The sequence below is a fragment of the Arthrobacter antibioticus genome (genome assembly GCF_030063205.1).
Lineage (GTDB): Bacteria > Actinomycetota > Actinomycetes > Actinomycetales > Micrococcaceae > Specibacter.
Genome location: NZ_JASISQ010000003.1, coordinates 451,001 through 464,290 on the forward strand (window position 1 = coordinate 451,001; position 13,290 = coordinate 464,290).

At 59.4% G+C, this 13,290-nt stretch carries 11 protein-coding genes; 6 read left to right on the forward strand and 5 right to left on the reverse strand.

The features are described 5' to 3' along the window. The first annotated feature begins 59 nt into the window (after positions 1 to 59). Complete coding sequence (gene serC, locus QMG40_RS09585) at positions 60 to 1,187, forward strand: phosphoserine transaminase (protein WP_283530807.1); 1,128 nt, start codon at positions 60 to 62, stop codon at positions 1,185 to 1,187. Between the two features lie 90 nt (positions 1,188 to 1,277). Here the strand turns inward: serC and QMG40_RS09590 are convergent, their stop codons facing one another. Next, on the reverse strand, positions 1,278 to 1,826 hold the full coding sequence (locus tag QMG40_RS09590) for a DUF3027 domain-containing protein (protein ID WP_283530808.1): 549 nt from the start codon (positions 1,824 to 1,826) through the stop codon (positions 1,278 to 1,280). An 11-nt stretch (positions 1,827 to 1,837) separates the two neighbouring features. Further along, on the reverse strand, positions 1,838 to 2,218 hold the full coding sequence (locus tag QMG40_RS09595) for a cold-shock protein (protein WP_283530809.1): 381 nt from the start codon (positions 2,216 to 2,218) through the stop codon (positions 1,838 to 1,840). A gap of 200 nt (positions 2,219 to 2,418) precedes the next feature. On the opposite strand from QMG40_RS09595, the gene QMG40_RS09600 reads away from it, so the two are divergent. From QMG40_RS09600 to QMG40_RS09615, 4 genes are all read left to right on the forward strand, one after another. Then, a complete protein-coding gene (locus QMG40_RS09600; protein ID WP_283530810.1) occupies positions 2,419 to 2,658 on the forward strand; it encodes a hypothetical protein in 240 nt (79 codons plus the stop codon). Between the two features lie 31 nt (positions 2,659 to 2,689). After that, on the forward strand, positions 2,690 to 4,588 hold the full coding sequence (locus QMG40_RS09605; RefSeq protein ID WP_283530811.1) for a helicase-associated domain-containing protein: 1,899 nt from the start codon (positions 2,690 to 2,692) through the stop codon (positions 4,586 to 4,588). Continuing rightward, on the forward strand, positions 4,581 to 6,245 hold the full coding sequence (locus tag QMG40_RS09610; protein ID WP_283530812.1) for a DNA repair helicase XPB: 1,665 nt from the start codon (positions 4,581 to 4,583) through the stop codon (positions 6,243 to 6,245). The genes QMG40_RS09605 and QMG40_RS09610 overlap by 8 nt, the downstream gene beginning before the upstream one ends. Positions 6,246 to 6,444: 199 nt before the next feature. Beyond that, positions 6,445 to 7,236 carry a class I SAM-dependent methyltransferase gene (locus tag QMG40_RS09615; RefSeq protein WP_283530813.1) on the forward strand — a complete coding sequence of 264 codons (792 nt, stop codon included), beginning with the start codon at positions 6,445 to 6,447 and terminating at the stop codon, positions 7,234 to 7,236. A gap of 54 nt (positions 7,237 to 7,290) precedes the next feature. Here QMG40_RS09615 and QMG40_RS09620 read toward each other — a convergent pair whose 3' ends face one another. Further along, positions 7,291 to 8,745, reverse strand: a complete 1,455-nt coding sequence (locus QMG40_RS09620) for a sulfatase family protein (protein ID WP_283530814.1) — start codon at positions 8,743 to 8,745, stop codon at positions 7,291 to 7,293. Positions 8,746 to 8,786: 41 nt separating this feature from the next. Beyond that, positions 8,787 to 9,740: a sugar phosphate isomerase/epimerase family protein gene (locus QMG40_RS09625; protein ID WP_283530815.1), complete on the reverse strand. Its 954-nt coding sequence runs from the start codon at positions 9,738 to 9,740 to the stop codon at positions 8,787 to 8,789. Between the two features lie 157 nt (positions 9,741 to 9,897). Between QMG40_RS09625 and QMG40_RS09630 the strand changes: the two genes are divergently transcribed. Further along, positions 9,898 to 11,364, forward strand: a complete 1,467-nt coding sequence (locus QMG40_RS09630; RefSeq protein ID WP_283530816.1) for a sulfatase-like hydrolase/transferase — start codon at positions 9,898 to 9,900, stop codon at positions 11,362 to 11,364. Positions 11,365 to 11,429: 65 nt separating this feature from the next. Here the strand turns inward: QMG40_RS09630 and QMG40_RS09635 are convergent, their stop codons facing one another. Next, positions 11,430 to 13,250 carry an alpha-L-fucosidase gene (locus QMG40_RS09635; protein WP_283530817.1) on the reverse strand — a complete coding sequence of 607 codons (1,821 nt, stop codon included), beginning with the start codon at positions 13,248 to 13,250 and terminating at the stop codon, positions 11,430 to 11,432. Positions 13,251 to 13,290: the final 40 nt, after the last annotated feature.

The window sequence follows — 13,290 nt, forward strand, 5'->3', positions numbered from 1 at the left end:
AATTGGCAAGGACCCCTTGGCACCGACATACCTTCCATCGAATATTTTTGGAGTAACTCGTGAGCGAATCAACGCCCCTCACCATTCCCGCCAACCTGCTTCCGGCTGATGGCCGTTTTGGCGCCGGCCCCTCAAAGGTCCGCCCCGAGCAGGTTGCGGCCCTCTCCGAAGCGGGTTCCGCGCTGCTGGGCACCTCCCACCGGCAGGCGCCTGTGAAGAACCTTGTTGGCGATGTCCGCAACGGTTTAAAGCAGTTCTTTGGTGCCCCGGATGACTACGAGGTGATTCTTGGCGTTGGTGGATCCACAGCGTTCTGGGATGTTGCAGTGTTTGGTCTGGTGGAGGAGAAGGCTCAGCACCTTTCTTTCGGTGAGTTCGGCTCCAAGTTTGCCTCCGCCACCAACAATGCCCCGTTCCTGGCGGCTTCCTCCATCCTCAAGGCCGAGCCCGGAACACGCCCGGTCTCAGTTGCCGAAGCCGGCGTGGACACCTATGCGTGGCCTCAGAACGAAACCTCCACGGGTGTTGCCGCTCCCGTGCAGCGCGTTGCTGGCGCGGATGACGGCGCTTTGGTCCTGATTGATGCAACCTCTGCCGCTGGCGGTCTAGCCGTTGATGTGCGTGAGAGTGATGTTTACTACTTCGCACCGCAAAAGAACTTTGCCTCCGACGGCGGCCTGTGGCTTGGGCTGTTCTCTCCGGCAGCTCTGGAACGGGCAGCACGTATTGGCGCTTCCACCCGGTGGGTTCCTGACTTCCTGAATTTGAACACGGCCATTGATAACTCATTGAAGAACCAGACCTACAACACCCCTGCACTCTCCACCCTTGTCACCTTGAACAACCAGGTGCAGTGGCTGAACGCCAACGGCGGCCTTGACTTTGCTTCAGCACGCACCGCTGATTCGGCCGGACGTTTATACTCCTGGGCAGCAGCTTCCGCGGTAGCCACGCCGTTTGTGACCAACCCGGAAGACCGCTCCAACGTCATTGTCACTATCGACTTTGACGAGTCCGTGGACGCCGCAGCCGTGGCCAAGGTGTTGCGTGCCAACGGGATCGTTGACACTGAGCCGTACCGCAAGCTGGGTCGCAACCAACTCCGCATCGCCACGTTCGTTGCCATCGATCCGGACGATGTCACAGCGTTGACGAAGTGTATTGACTACGTGATCGAGAATATCTAAAAAGTTCACCCGTGCCATAAAAAAGGGGCTCCTTCCAGTGCCTGGAAGAAGCCCCTTTTTTTCGATCACGGCCTATGCCGGAGAAGATGCTTAGTCGGAGTCTACGGCGTCATCATCGGTTACGAACACTGACGGGTCACCCTCGGCATCGTCGTTAAGCTCCTGCACCGGCTCAGCGTCCCCTTCGGGAACCGTCCCGCCGGCAAGCCGTTCAGCAATAGCGTGAGAAGAGCCAGCATCAGCGCTTTCCTGGTCCTCCGGGCGCACCCGCTCAGACCAAGGCACCCAGGCAGGGGCCAGCACGGCATCGCCTGTGGGTAAGAGCCCCACTTCATTGACAGTGGCGGCTTTACTGCGCGAGATCCTCGTCAGCGTGGCAAACCACACCCAGCCCCGGTAACCGGGCTTGAGGGACTCAAACAGGTGCGTCACACACCGCACACCTTCGCTGCGAACACCCACATGTACACCAATCTCGTCGGCGCCAGCAATGTCCTGTGCAGCAGTTCGGGCAGCGCGTTCCTCAGCAGCCAGGAAAGCATCAGGCTTCCCAAGACGCCACAGAGGAACGCCGTATAGGCTCTCAGAGTTGGTTGCCGGAGCCGAAGAGAGGGCTGGTTCGCTGGGAATTTCGGTCATGGAGGGCACCGCTATGCGTCGAAGTTGTCGGCAACCTTGCGCAGCGCTGCAGCAATCTTGCTCGCATCACCGTCAGGGTATTTGCCATTGGTCAAAGATCCTACAGAGTTTTCAAGCAGAGAAACCAGGTCCTGCACAATCGGGGCGAGGTCGCGTGCTGGCATGCGCTTGGCCTTCGCCACTGAAGCGCTGCGGTCCAGGATTTTGGCTGCCATGGCTTGAGCGCCCTTGCGGCCATCGGCTACGCCAAACTCCATCCGCATGCCCGGCTTGATGTCGACTGCGTCAGCGGGAAGAGCATTGGCACGCAGGAAAACTTCGCGTCCGTCGTCGGCGGCAATAATGCCGAAACCCTTTTCATTGTCATACCACTTCACTTTGCCAATAGGCACTTGCTTTACCCCTTTGGAGTCTCGTTGGCCGCAATCACGTTCGGTGGCCTGTGCGATTGAACTTCACCTTGCTCGCGCCAAGAAACTTACGGCGGGCACCTGCAGTGAAACATCACACGATTCTACTTGCTCCTAGGTTACCGTGCCGGCAAAACCGCCGCGGCTTTGTGCCATATCTGTCCGCTGTTAGCGTTAACTCCATGAACCCTCATTTTTCCGCCCCGCAAACCGTAAATCGCGGCTGGCAGATGTTCAACTACACGGCTATGGCGATGGCTTTTCTGGCATTGATCGCGCTCATTGTGGTTTTGATCAGCAAATGGGCAGGCGGTGCACCGTGGCCCGGGTTCAACTGGATCGCCATGATCGCCTTGCCCACCGCATTTCTTATGATGGGTGCCAGTGTCCTTCGCTCGGTGACCATTCGACGCAGACTCTGACGTTTTCCCCGCACGTCATGAGCACGTCTTTATGAGTACGCTGACCGCTTTCGCGGTTGAGTTGGCTGCGCGCAGTGACGCCGAACTGTGCCACCTGCTGCGTCTGCGCCCGGATGCAATGACCCCACCGGTTGCCACATTCGCTGACCTTGCCAGCAGGCTTTCAACCGCACACAGCGTGAATCTGGCGCTGGCGCAGCTGAACCTCCCGCACTTGCAAGTGCTGGCCGCCCTGCTCGCCGGCAAGAATCCCAACGCCTATTCCGCATGGCTGCCAAGTTTGCATCGCCTTGCTCTGATCCTCTCCACTGCCGGGACGCAGGAGGGGGACAAGTACGACGGCGTGCGGCAGGACTTCCTGCCCCTCGCCGCAGTAGCGCCGGTCTTATGCGGAAGCACCTACGGCTCTACTCCCGGTTCTAGTCCCGGCCCGGACCTAGAAGGTCCCCTGCAATCATTGGCGCCTGTTTTTCCGCTACCAACAGTGCCGCTCAGTGCGCGGGACAACGCCTGTGGCAGTGCCATGGAAACCTTGTTGCGCAGCATAAGAATACTCATAGAGTTAGCCCAGAAAACTCCTCTTGAGGCATTGCGAGGTGGTGGCGCCAGTGTGCGCACGGTGCGTAAAGTTTCAAGAGAACTTCTCTCTAACGACCCGGCAGCGGGGTTTTACCTAGAACTGGCAGCCATGGCCGGTCTGATCACTTTTGACGCTGGCACCCTGAAATGGCAAGTGGCGGAGCATAATTGGCTGGAGCAGGACCGCGCCCAGCAGTGGCTTCAACTCGTTAAGCCATGGCTACACAGTCCCCGTCCAACCCTGCTGAACCCGCCACGCTGCGTCGATAAGGCTGCCAGCACGAGGCCTTTGACTGGAATGGCACACCTTTCGCCGATTTCCCAGAGTGCATCAATGCGCTTCACAGTTCTCTGCGCACTTTCCGCGCTGGCACCCATTATGAGCGCTGGGGCAGCCGCAGCCGACGGCAAAGCGCCCGTACCCACGCATGTAGCACTCCAGGAATACCTGCGGTGGCGCCATCCCCGCCGGTCAGTTGAAGTATGCGACCAACTCCCCGGCATCCTGGCCGAGCTAGAACTCCTGGGGCTTACTGGAGCGGGCGCACTGAGTGAGCCCGGACAGGCCGTGGCACTGTCAGATTGGGACGGTGCCAATGCGGCATTGGGGACGTTGCTGCCAGCTCCCATTGAACACTTCATCATTCAAGGCGATCTGACGGCTGTGGCTCCCGGTTTTCTAGCACCGGCCGTGGCGGCACAACTGAAATTACTGGCAGTCCCTGAGGGCCACGGTGCTGCCGGGATCTTTCGTTTTAGCCAAGCCTCCCTAGAGGGTGCAGTTTCTGCCGGGATGGATGAAGAAGCCATCCTTGGTTTCCTGCTGACGCATTCAAGTACAGCTGTGCCACAATCGTTGAGTTATCTGATTTCTGCCGCCGCACACGGCACAGCAGTGCCCCCGGGTTCCAGGCCGCTTTCCTCAGGAGCAACACACCAAGTGCCAGCGCAGGAAGCCGCCACAGCCGAGGATGAAGAGAGCATCGCAGCACGGGTGGCCACCCAGATTGCACGTCTGCGCAGTCAGCCGCTCTTCTCCGTAGCAGGTGGTGGCGAGTCGGGACCAGCACTTGTCATGGAAGAATTGCGGCAGGCAATAGCGGCAGATGTTGACATCTGGCTGCAGATTGTCACCGCTGCCGGGGAACGTGAGAGGCTCCGGCTCCGTCCACTCTCGCTTGTTGCTGGCACGCTAAGGACATTTCTGGCCGGCGGCACTACGGAGCGGCGCTTCAGTATTCATCGCATTATGGCAACGGAGCAAGCGGAAGAAGTGGCGGAACCGGAGCAACCCGAATCCTCCGATCCCGGTAAAGCGGGCCCACAAAGAAGGAGAGAGCAGCATGGCTGATGGCCCCTTGATTGTGCAAAGCGATAAAACAATTTTGCTGGAAGTGGCCCATCCGGATTCCACTGCCGCCCGTCACGCCATAGCCGCCTTTGCCGAGCTGGAACGCGCCCCGGAACACATGCACAGCTACCGGATCACTCCCCTCGGGCTGTGGAACGCCAGAGCAGCAGGGCTCGATGCCGAACATGTTGTTGATACGCTGCTGAGCTACTCTCGCTACCCGGTGCCACACGCTCTGCTCCTTGACGTTGCCGAGGTCATGGCACGTTACGGGCGGTTGCGGTTGGAAAAGGACGCCCATCATGGTCTTGTGCTGCGCAGCGAGGACGAGCTGATCCTGGCCGAGGTCTGCCATGTCAAGAAAGTTGCGTCTTTGCTTGGTGCCCGCATAGATCCACTGACAGTTGTGGTCCATGGGGCTGCACGCGGTGAGCTTAAGCAGCTGCTGCTCAAGGCCGGTTGGCCTGCCGAGGACCTGGCCGGCTACGTTGACGGTACTGCTCATTTGATTGCGTTGAATGAAAATATGGAGCCCAACCCGTGGGCGCTGCGCCCATACCAACGTGTGGCAGTAGAGAATTTTTGGGCTGGCGGATCCGGTGTGGTGGTTTTGCCGTGTGGGGCAGGCAAAACGCTGGTGGGCGCCGCGGCCATGGCCGCTTCCGGTACCACCACACTGATCTTGGTGACCAATACGCTCTCGGCCCGGCAGTGGAAGGCTGAGCTGCTCAAACGCACAACGTTGACTGAGTCAGAAATTGGCGAGTATTCCGGTGCTGTTAAAGAATTACGCCCTGTCACGATCGCCACCTACCAGGTCCTGACAACCAAGCGCAATGGCACCTACCCGCATATGAACCTTCTCAATGACAATAACTGGGGTTTGTTGATCTATGACGAGGTTCATCTGCTGCCCGCCCCGATCTTCCGTATGACCGCTGAGCTGCAGGCGCGCCGCAGGCTGGGACTGACGGCCACCTTGGTGCGTGAAGATGGCCGCGAGGGCGAAGTTTTCGCACTGATCGGGCCCAAACGCTATGACGCCCCGTGGAAGGAAATCGAGGCGCAGGGCTATATTGCCCCGGCCGACTGTGTTGAGGTTCGTGTGGATCTGGCCCGTTCGGAGCGGTTGGCTTACGCTACGGCGGACGACGGCGGGAAGTACCGTTTGTGTGCCACCTCGCTGGCTAAATCTGTGGTTGCCCAGCAACTGGTTGCCGCCCATGAGGGAGAGCAGATTTTAGTGATCGGGCAGTACATTAACCAGCTTGATGAGCTGGCTGCTCGTCTGGCCGCACCACTGATCAAGGGCACAACCGACGTCAAGGAGCGGGAGCGGCTTTTCGCGGAGTTCCGGGCAGGGCGGCTATCAACTCTTGTGGTGTCCAAGGTGGCGAATTTTTCCATCGACCTGCCAGAGGCCTCCGTTGCCATTCAGGTCTCCGGGGCGTTCGGCTCCCGGCAGGAGGAGGCCCAGCGATTGGGTCGGCTCATGCGCCCTAAAGCTGATGGACGCACAGCGCGGTTTTACACCCTGGTGGCCCGCGACACTGTGGACGCCGATTTCGCCGCGAAGCGTCAGCGTTTCCTGGCCGAGCAAGGCTATGCGTACCGCATCATGGACGCCAAGGACGCCGCCTCCCCTCCGCCCCCCTAACCACCATCGCTCGCTCATTTAACGTGGACTTTCCCCCATCCCTCGCTCACATAAAGCGCACTTATTTCTAACGCTCGCTCACTAACTGCACCCCGCTAACTGCACACTGTGCCGGCACGCTCCACAAGAGTAGGATCGAGAAAAGCCGAGGTTCCCGGGAGAGTAAGAGGTACCCGGTTCCAGAATTCTGGAAGGGGCCATGAAATACGAAGAGTCCGTTGCCGCACACTACGCGCACGGCAACGTTGAAGAGCGGCTACTGGGCATGATCCGGGCCGCGGGCGGGGACACTAGAAACTTTTCCCAAGCCGATCTGCACGGCGCGGACCAACTTCATATTGGCGGCTCCGCAGCTACCGCACGGATCGCAGCCCGCGCAGGCATTTACGCAGGAAGCCGTGTCATTGATCTGGGCTCCGGCATTGGGGCAGTGTCCAGGTACCTAGCCCAAGAATTCGGTGCCACTGTCCATGGAATTGATCTGACGCCACAATTTGTTGCCACAGCCCGCTCCCTGACCGAACGCACAGGGTTGTCCGCCCATGTGACATTTAGTCAGGGCAGTATCTTGGCTCTGCCTTTCGAAAATGGGAGCTTTGATGCGGCGCTCATGGTGCATGTGGGAATGAACATCCCCGCCAAAGACAAGGTCTTTGCAGAGGCTGCGCGTGTTCTGCGCCCCGGCGGCGTTTTGGCGCTCTACGACATCATGCTTCTGGGAGGGGACGTGGAAGAGTATCCACTGCCATGGGCCACAACTGCAGATACCTCGTTTATACAACCACCCCTTGCCTACAGCGATGCGCTGGCACAGGCTGGATTCAGCGTGGATGTTGAAGCGAAACCCTTAGCCGAAGGCATTGAGTTTCTGCAGGGAGTTTTGAGCGTTGGCGGACCTCCCGGTCTGGAGGGGGCCGCCTTGGTCAATCTGCTGGCCGGCTTTGAATCGGGATTGCTGGGACCCGTGGAAATCTACGCCCATCTTCCCTGAGCTCCACGCGTCAAAGCCGGCACCATCATCTGGATGGGCCACATTTAGCGGGGTTCACACTGACAGTGAGTGTTCCCCGTTCACGCCAGCAGCCCATGCCTGGTGCAGAGCGGTGAGTTCGGCTACCAAGGCAGGCTCGGCGTCGTGCAAGTTAGTGGTTTCTGCTGGATCGACTGCCAGATTACACAGGAAGTAACCGCTGCCAGGTTCGGCACGCTCAACATCCCGGATGGCGTCTGCCACCGGCGATCCCGGCTCCACCCACTGCAGCTTCCAGTCGCCTTTACGCACCGACCATTGCCAGCCGCAATCCCAATGAAGAGCTTCGTGCCCGCCCTGCAGGAAACCTTGTGAATCACTCATACCTGCTTCACAGGATGCGCCCAGCAAATCCCGGCCCAGCAAATCCCGCCCGTCGCAGTGGGCGTACACGGCAGGGTCCGCCCCAGCAGCCGCGAGCGCCGTAGGCACAATATCCATGGCACTGGTGAGGCCAGCATGAGTGGTGCCTGCGCGAACATTGTTGGGCCAACGGAGAATAAACGGCACCCGCACTCCGCCTTCCCACAGCGTGTATTTAGTGCCGCGCAGAGGCAAATTGACTCCGTAGTTGCAGGTGGAACCACCATTGTCCGTCAGGTATATGACGATCGTGTCTTCGGCAAGCCCCAACTCATCAAGCTGGTCCAGTATCAGCCCGATCTGCCCATCCATCAATTCCAGCTGAGCCAGGTAATACGCTCTACCATTTTCCAGGTGGGGACTGATGGCGCCGTCGTACCAGTCAAGGTACTGACTTGCTCCGGGATTCCAATCTTCATAGGCTGGCAGCCCGCGTTTCTTTAGTTCATCCGCAGGTAGCTGCCAGCAAAAGTTGTGGACGGCGTTGAACGCAACAGTTGCCAGAAACGGTTTGTTGGCATGTTCAGCCACGAACTCCCGGGTACGTTCGCCAATGGCATCGGTGAGGAAGCCTTCCAACTCTTGGGGTTCCTCACCATTCCACAGTGGCTGGACAGCCATGGGACCTGCCGCCTCACCATACTCATCAACGGCTTCTTCTGAGTGGTGCAGGTAATTGAGCCGGCCCATGGATTCCCCGGCGAGGCCGTAGAACGATTCGTCATAACCATGCTGGGGCGGAGTGCCGCGGTCCCCATGATGTTCGGTGCCATAGTGCACTTTGCCGAAGTAGCCGGTGGTGTAATCCTGTGCCCGCATCAGTTCGGCAATAGTTGGCACATTGGCTGGCGAAATCTCGGAATCGGTGAACCACCGAGCACCCCAGCGCTGCTGATAGCTGCCCGCCGCCAACCCCGCCCTCGACGGGGAGCAAATGGGTGCCGTGACGTAGGCATTGCTGCAGGAGACCCCTTCTGCTGCCAGTCGGTCAAGGGCCGGAGTGCTCACATCAGCTTGCACGCCCAGAATGGAACGGTCGGCATAGCCGTGGTCATCGGAGATGATGATCATGATGTTGGGCTGGCGCTGTGCATTCTTGGACGGCATGAAAAAATCCTTAGTTCGGGTGCGATTCTGTCCGGCTAAAACTACTTGCTGTTTTGATTCTCAGGTTCGGCCAGTGCCGTCTTAAGCGAGGCCAGCGCAGTGGAGACGTGGGGTAGCTCCGGATACCAGGCACGCTCCCACTCAAGTGAAATCCACGGGTCCGAATTTCCGTGATCTGAAGCGATCTTCTGCGCCAGGGCGTGCATGGCAGCCAGAGGAAGCTCGCCCTCCCCCGGCAGCGTGAGCGTAACTGTGTGCGAGCCCGGTTGCCGCACCCCATCCTTGAACTGGGCATAGGCCAGCCAATCGGTCAGCAGCGAGGCAGTCACCTCCGGCGCTTCGTCATACCGCCAAGGGTGCATGAGATCCCAAATGACCCCAACCGGCGCAGCGGCATCCACGTGGGCCAATATTCGGCAAACATCTGCAGCACGAGGGTGCGAATCGTGCGTCTCCAACAAAATTTTTACCCCGCATGCTGTGGCATGGCTGGCCGCAGCATTGAGCCGGCGTGCACCACGGAGATCCGCAGCAGCCATTTCAGGAGAAGGTTCGACCCCTCGCTGTGTGGGCTCCAGACCTGCACCGGGAAACACCCGCAGTTGGGCGCACTGTCCTTGCCCTGGGTTTTGGGCAGAAAGCTCTGCGGCATGGTCGACGGCGGCCAGTAGTTCCGCGAGCACCGGATCGTTCGCGCCGTCCTCACCGAAAGTACCGTCCTCACCGGAAGGACCGGCCTCACCAGAAGTACCGTTGCCGGAGGTACCTGTGGGTGCACAAATGCGGAGGTAGCTAGCCAGCGCAAGTACCGTCAGGCCGGCGTCGGCCAGCTCGGTGGCCAAAGCCGCTCGCTGGGCCGCATCCATCTGCGGATACACAAACTCGCCCGCCGCCGCGCGCAGCTCAAGTCCGGTGGCTCCGGCGTTGTGGGCTGTGGCAATAACTTGGGCAAGGGAATCCCCTGGGCAGCCCAGGGTGGAGAACGCCAATGGCATGATGCACCTTTCAATGGGTTGCGGGTCTTGTTCAAGAATAGTCTGGAAAACGCTTTCCATCAATGTTAGAAGCTAAGAAAAAGAACCTGAAGTACCCCTTGAGTCCTCCCGTGGAACACTGATATGACTAGTGTTCCACGTCGTAAGAGGAGCAATGATGACCGGTTCGTCAACCAAACTGTCCACGTCGCCCAATATTGTTTTTATCCTTAGTGATGACCAAGGACCTTGGGCACTGGGTTGCGCTGGCAACGAGGATATTCATACCCCGGTTCTTGATGCTTTGGCATCCGAAGGCACCCGCTTGGAGAACTTCTTTTGCGTCTCACCGGTCTGCTCCCCCGCCCGTGCCAGCCTCATGACCGGGCAGATCCCGTCAAGACACGGTGTGCACGACTATCTCACCGGGATTGAAGTGGGCGCCCAAGCGCCGGATTACCTGGCGGGCCAACAGATCTTCACCGACGTGTTGGCTGATAACGGCTACCGGATGGGGCTCTCGGGCAAGTGGCATTTGGGGGCCAATGACGCCCCCCGTAAAGGTTTTGTGCACTGGTATGGGCTTGAAGGCGGCGGCAGCCCCTACACCGGCGCCACCATGTACCGTAACGGCGAGCGCGAAGAAACCAGCACCTACCTCACGGATGCCATCACCGAGGATGCGCACGCGTTCCTGGACCGGGAGGCCGCCCGGGATGAACCGTTCTTTTTGGCCATCAACTACACGGCCCCCCACAAGCCGTGGAAAGGCCAGCACCCCAAGGAATTTGAGGATCTCTACGCCGATTGTGCCTTTGCCAGCTGCCCGCAGGAGGAGCCGCATCCGTGGCAGCCCACAGTGGATGGGGTGGCTGTTGGCGGGGAACCGGATGTGCGCGCTGCGTTGGTTGGGTATTTTGCAGCCGTCAGCGCCATGGATGCTGCCATCGGTGATGTCACAGACCATCTGGAGCGTCTGGGCGTGCGCGAGAATACGCTGATTGTTTTCAGCAGCGACAACGGCTTTAACGCCGGCCATCACGGGGTGTGGGGCAAGGGCAATGGCACCTTCCCACAAAATATGTACGATTCCTCCGTGAAGGTCCCTGCCATTTTCAACTGGCCCGGCCACATCACCGCCCAGCAAGTCCGCGCGGAGCTGCTCTCGGCGTACGACTTCGCCGCCACCATTTTGGCGCTGGTGGGGCTGGACCCAACGCCTTTTGAAACCGGCCCGGGACGCTCCTTTGCCCCGCTTTTGGAGCTCAGCGCCGATGACGTGGCGAGTTCGGCGGCGCGTGCGGATTCCGCCGTCGTGGTTTATGACGAGTACGGGCCCGTACGGATGATCCGTACGCAGGACCGCAAGTATGTCCATCGCCACCCCCACGGTCCGCATGAGCTCTACGATCTAGCCGCAGATCCCGGCGAGCGTGTGAACTTGATGGACGACGCCGAACCCCACCCCGCGCTGGCAGGTTTGCGTTCGCGCATGGCTGGCTGGTTCGCACAGCACGGTGTGCCAGAGTTTGATGGTGCTGCGCTGGCCGTTGCCGGAGCCGGCCAGCACAGCCCACTGGCATTCCCCGAGGGAAGCCCGGATCCGCTGGGTGCTTTCAACGCACCTTTTTGGGACGGAGCCTAGGCCCCCTGGTTCAACCCGGTGTCAGGGTTATAGCAGGGGGGCGCTCGGGGTCCCGGCAACCCTTCTTACGCTGGCGTGATGAGCTCAAGTCTCAACCCGATCATGTTCACTCCCGCTGGATCCCATTTCGAGTCAACAACGGGCAGATCTTTGATGCTCAGGTTCTGTTGTCCCTGCCCGGACACGGTGATTCGCCCAATCTCGCTGCGAACCACCTTCCAATAATGCAGGATCGGGTAAAGCTCGTCGCCATCCCTGTGCAGCGTGAACGGGGTGCGGTCAGTTTCCGTTTCCAGCGTCCCAGTCAAGCCATCAGCCCACCATTGCGGGCTAAAATTGCCGAACGTTTCCTTGCTCAAGAGCACCACACGGTACTCTCCCGGGGAAGCCATCGTGAAGTTCCAGCGCAGTGATTCATCGGGGCCAGTTTCAGCGTTCCATATATCAAGTCGAAGCGGTGATCCTGGGACCTGCGTAATATCCTGAGTAATAATCGGGGCCTTGGCGAAAGTCAGCTCTACTGTCCGGGGAAGGTCATCGGTGGGCTCAGCCAGTTCCAGAGTCAGAAGCGGCCCCGCACCGCTGCTTTCATTCAGGGAGAAGTTCAGCAGGGAGCCTGCACCAAGATCACGCACGGAGTCAGGCGCTACCGTAATACCGTTCACGGACAGTTCCTTTTTTCCAGAATCGGTAACGTGCAGATAAATCGAGGATCCGCGGGTAGTCACCTGGCCCCAGTCAAAGCTGGCGGGAAAGGGCGATGGTCCGGCGCCGCGGATGGCCGGAACCGCTCGCTGCATCCAGGTTCCGATGCCCGCGAACTGCTCCTGGGCCTGCTTTGGAATGGCGCCGTTGGCGTCGGGCCCGGCGTTGAGCAGCAGATTTCCGCCGCGACTCACCGTGTAGGCCAGAGTCTCACAGAGGCTGGCTACCGGCTTCCAGCCCGATGCCAGCTGGGAGAATCCCCAGCTGTCGTTGGTGGTGGCAGCCGTCTCCCACGCCTGCGCAGGCAGGAAGTTATTGAAGTAATTGTCATCCATGGAGTTGTAATCGGCGTCAACTCCTCCACCAAGTCTGCTGTTGATGACGGCGCCCGGTTGCAGTTCCCGCACCAGGTTGAACGCTTCCTGGGCGCATTCGGCAGGGATGCCACGGGGCATGTCAAACCACATCAGTCCGATGCTGCCATAGTTGCTCAGGATTTCGCGTAGCTGCGGCGCTGCCTTGCGACGCCAGTAACGCTGAAAGTCTCCCTCATCGGTGTCGAAGTCCCAGCTATTGCAGCTGGGCCCCACCGCATCCGGGTCTTCCCAATCGATGGTTTGGGAGTAATAGATTCCCAACATGACGCCATACTCGGCACAGGCTTGGGCTATTTCGGCCAACGGGTCGCGATTAAACGGTGTGGCGTCAACGATGTTATAGGCGGATACCTGCGAGTGGTACATGGCGAATCCGTCATGGTGTTTGGCTGTGTACACAAAATACTTCGCCCCAGCTTCCGCGGCCGTGCGGACCCAGTCCCGGGCATTGAATTCAGTGGGGTTGAATGACTTGGCCAGCTCGGCATACTCGGAAAGGGGGATTTTGGCCTTGAATTGGATCCATTCGGCCAGCCCTTCAACGTGTTTTCCTTCCCAGAGCCCACCCAGAGTGGCGGATATGCCCCAGTGCACAAAGAAACCAAATTTTGACTCCGCCCATGGCTGCCGCCGCGCAATGTCTTCGGGGCCTTGGCGCACCACCGATGGGCCGTGGATGCCTTCATCGGCCGTTGGTGCGGCAAAGGCAGACTTGGTCGATTTTGCGGGGAGCGTCGAAGGTATGTTCAGGAAATTACCCTCGGTTGGCCGATCCCGCGTCCCATTGCTGGTTGGAAAATTCATGATGTTCACTGAGGTCCAATACTGGTTATTTTTTGTTGAT

Coding starts and splice junctions, on each gene's coding strand:
- QMG40_RS09605 (WP_283530811.1), top strand. CDS start 2,690: ATGAGTACGCTGACCGCTTTCGCGGTTGAGTTGGCTGCGCGCAGTGAC.
- QMG40_RS09635 (WP_283530817.1), bottom strand. CDS start 13,250: ATGAATTTTCCAACCAGCAATGGGACGCGGGATCGGCCAACCGAGGGT.
- QMG40_RS09610 (WP_283530812.1), top strand. CDS start 4,581: ATGGCTGATGGCCCCTTGATTGTGCAAAGCGATAAAACAATTTTGCTG.
- QMG40_RS09625 (WP_283530815.1), bottom strand. CDS start 9,740: ATGCCATTGGCGTTCTCCACCCTGGGCTGCCCAGGGGATTCCCTTGCC.
- QMG40_RS09620 (WP_283530814.1), bottom strand. CDS start 8,745: ATGCCGTCCAAGAATGCACAGCGCCAGCCCAACATCATGATCATCATC.
- QMG40_RS09600 (WP_283530810.1), top strand. CDS start 2,419: ATGAACCCTCATTTTTCCGCCCCGCAAACCGTAAATCGCGGCTGGCAG.
- QMG40_RS09590 (WP_283530808.1), bottom strand. CDS start 1,826: ATGACCGAAATTCCCAGCGAACCAGCCCTCTCTTCGGCTCCGGCAACC.
- QMG40_RS09615 (WP_283530813.1), top strand. CDS start 6,445: ATGAAATACGAAGAGTCCGTTGCCGCACACTACGCGCACGGCAACGTT.
- QMG40_RS09630 (WP_283530816.1), top strand. CDS start 9,898: ATGACCGGTTCGTCAACCAAACTGTCCACGTCGCCCAATATTGTTTTT.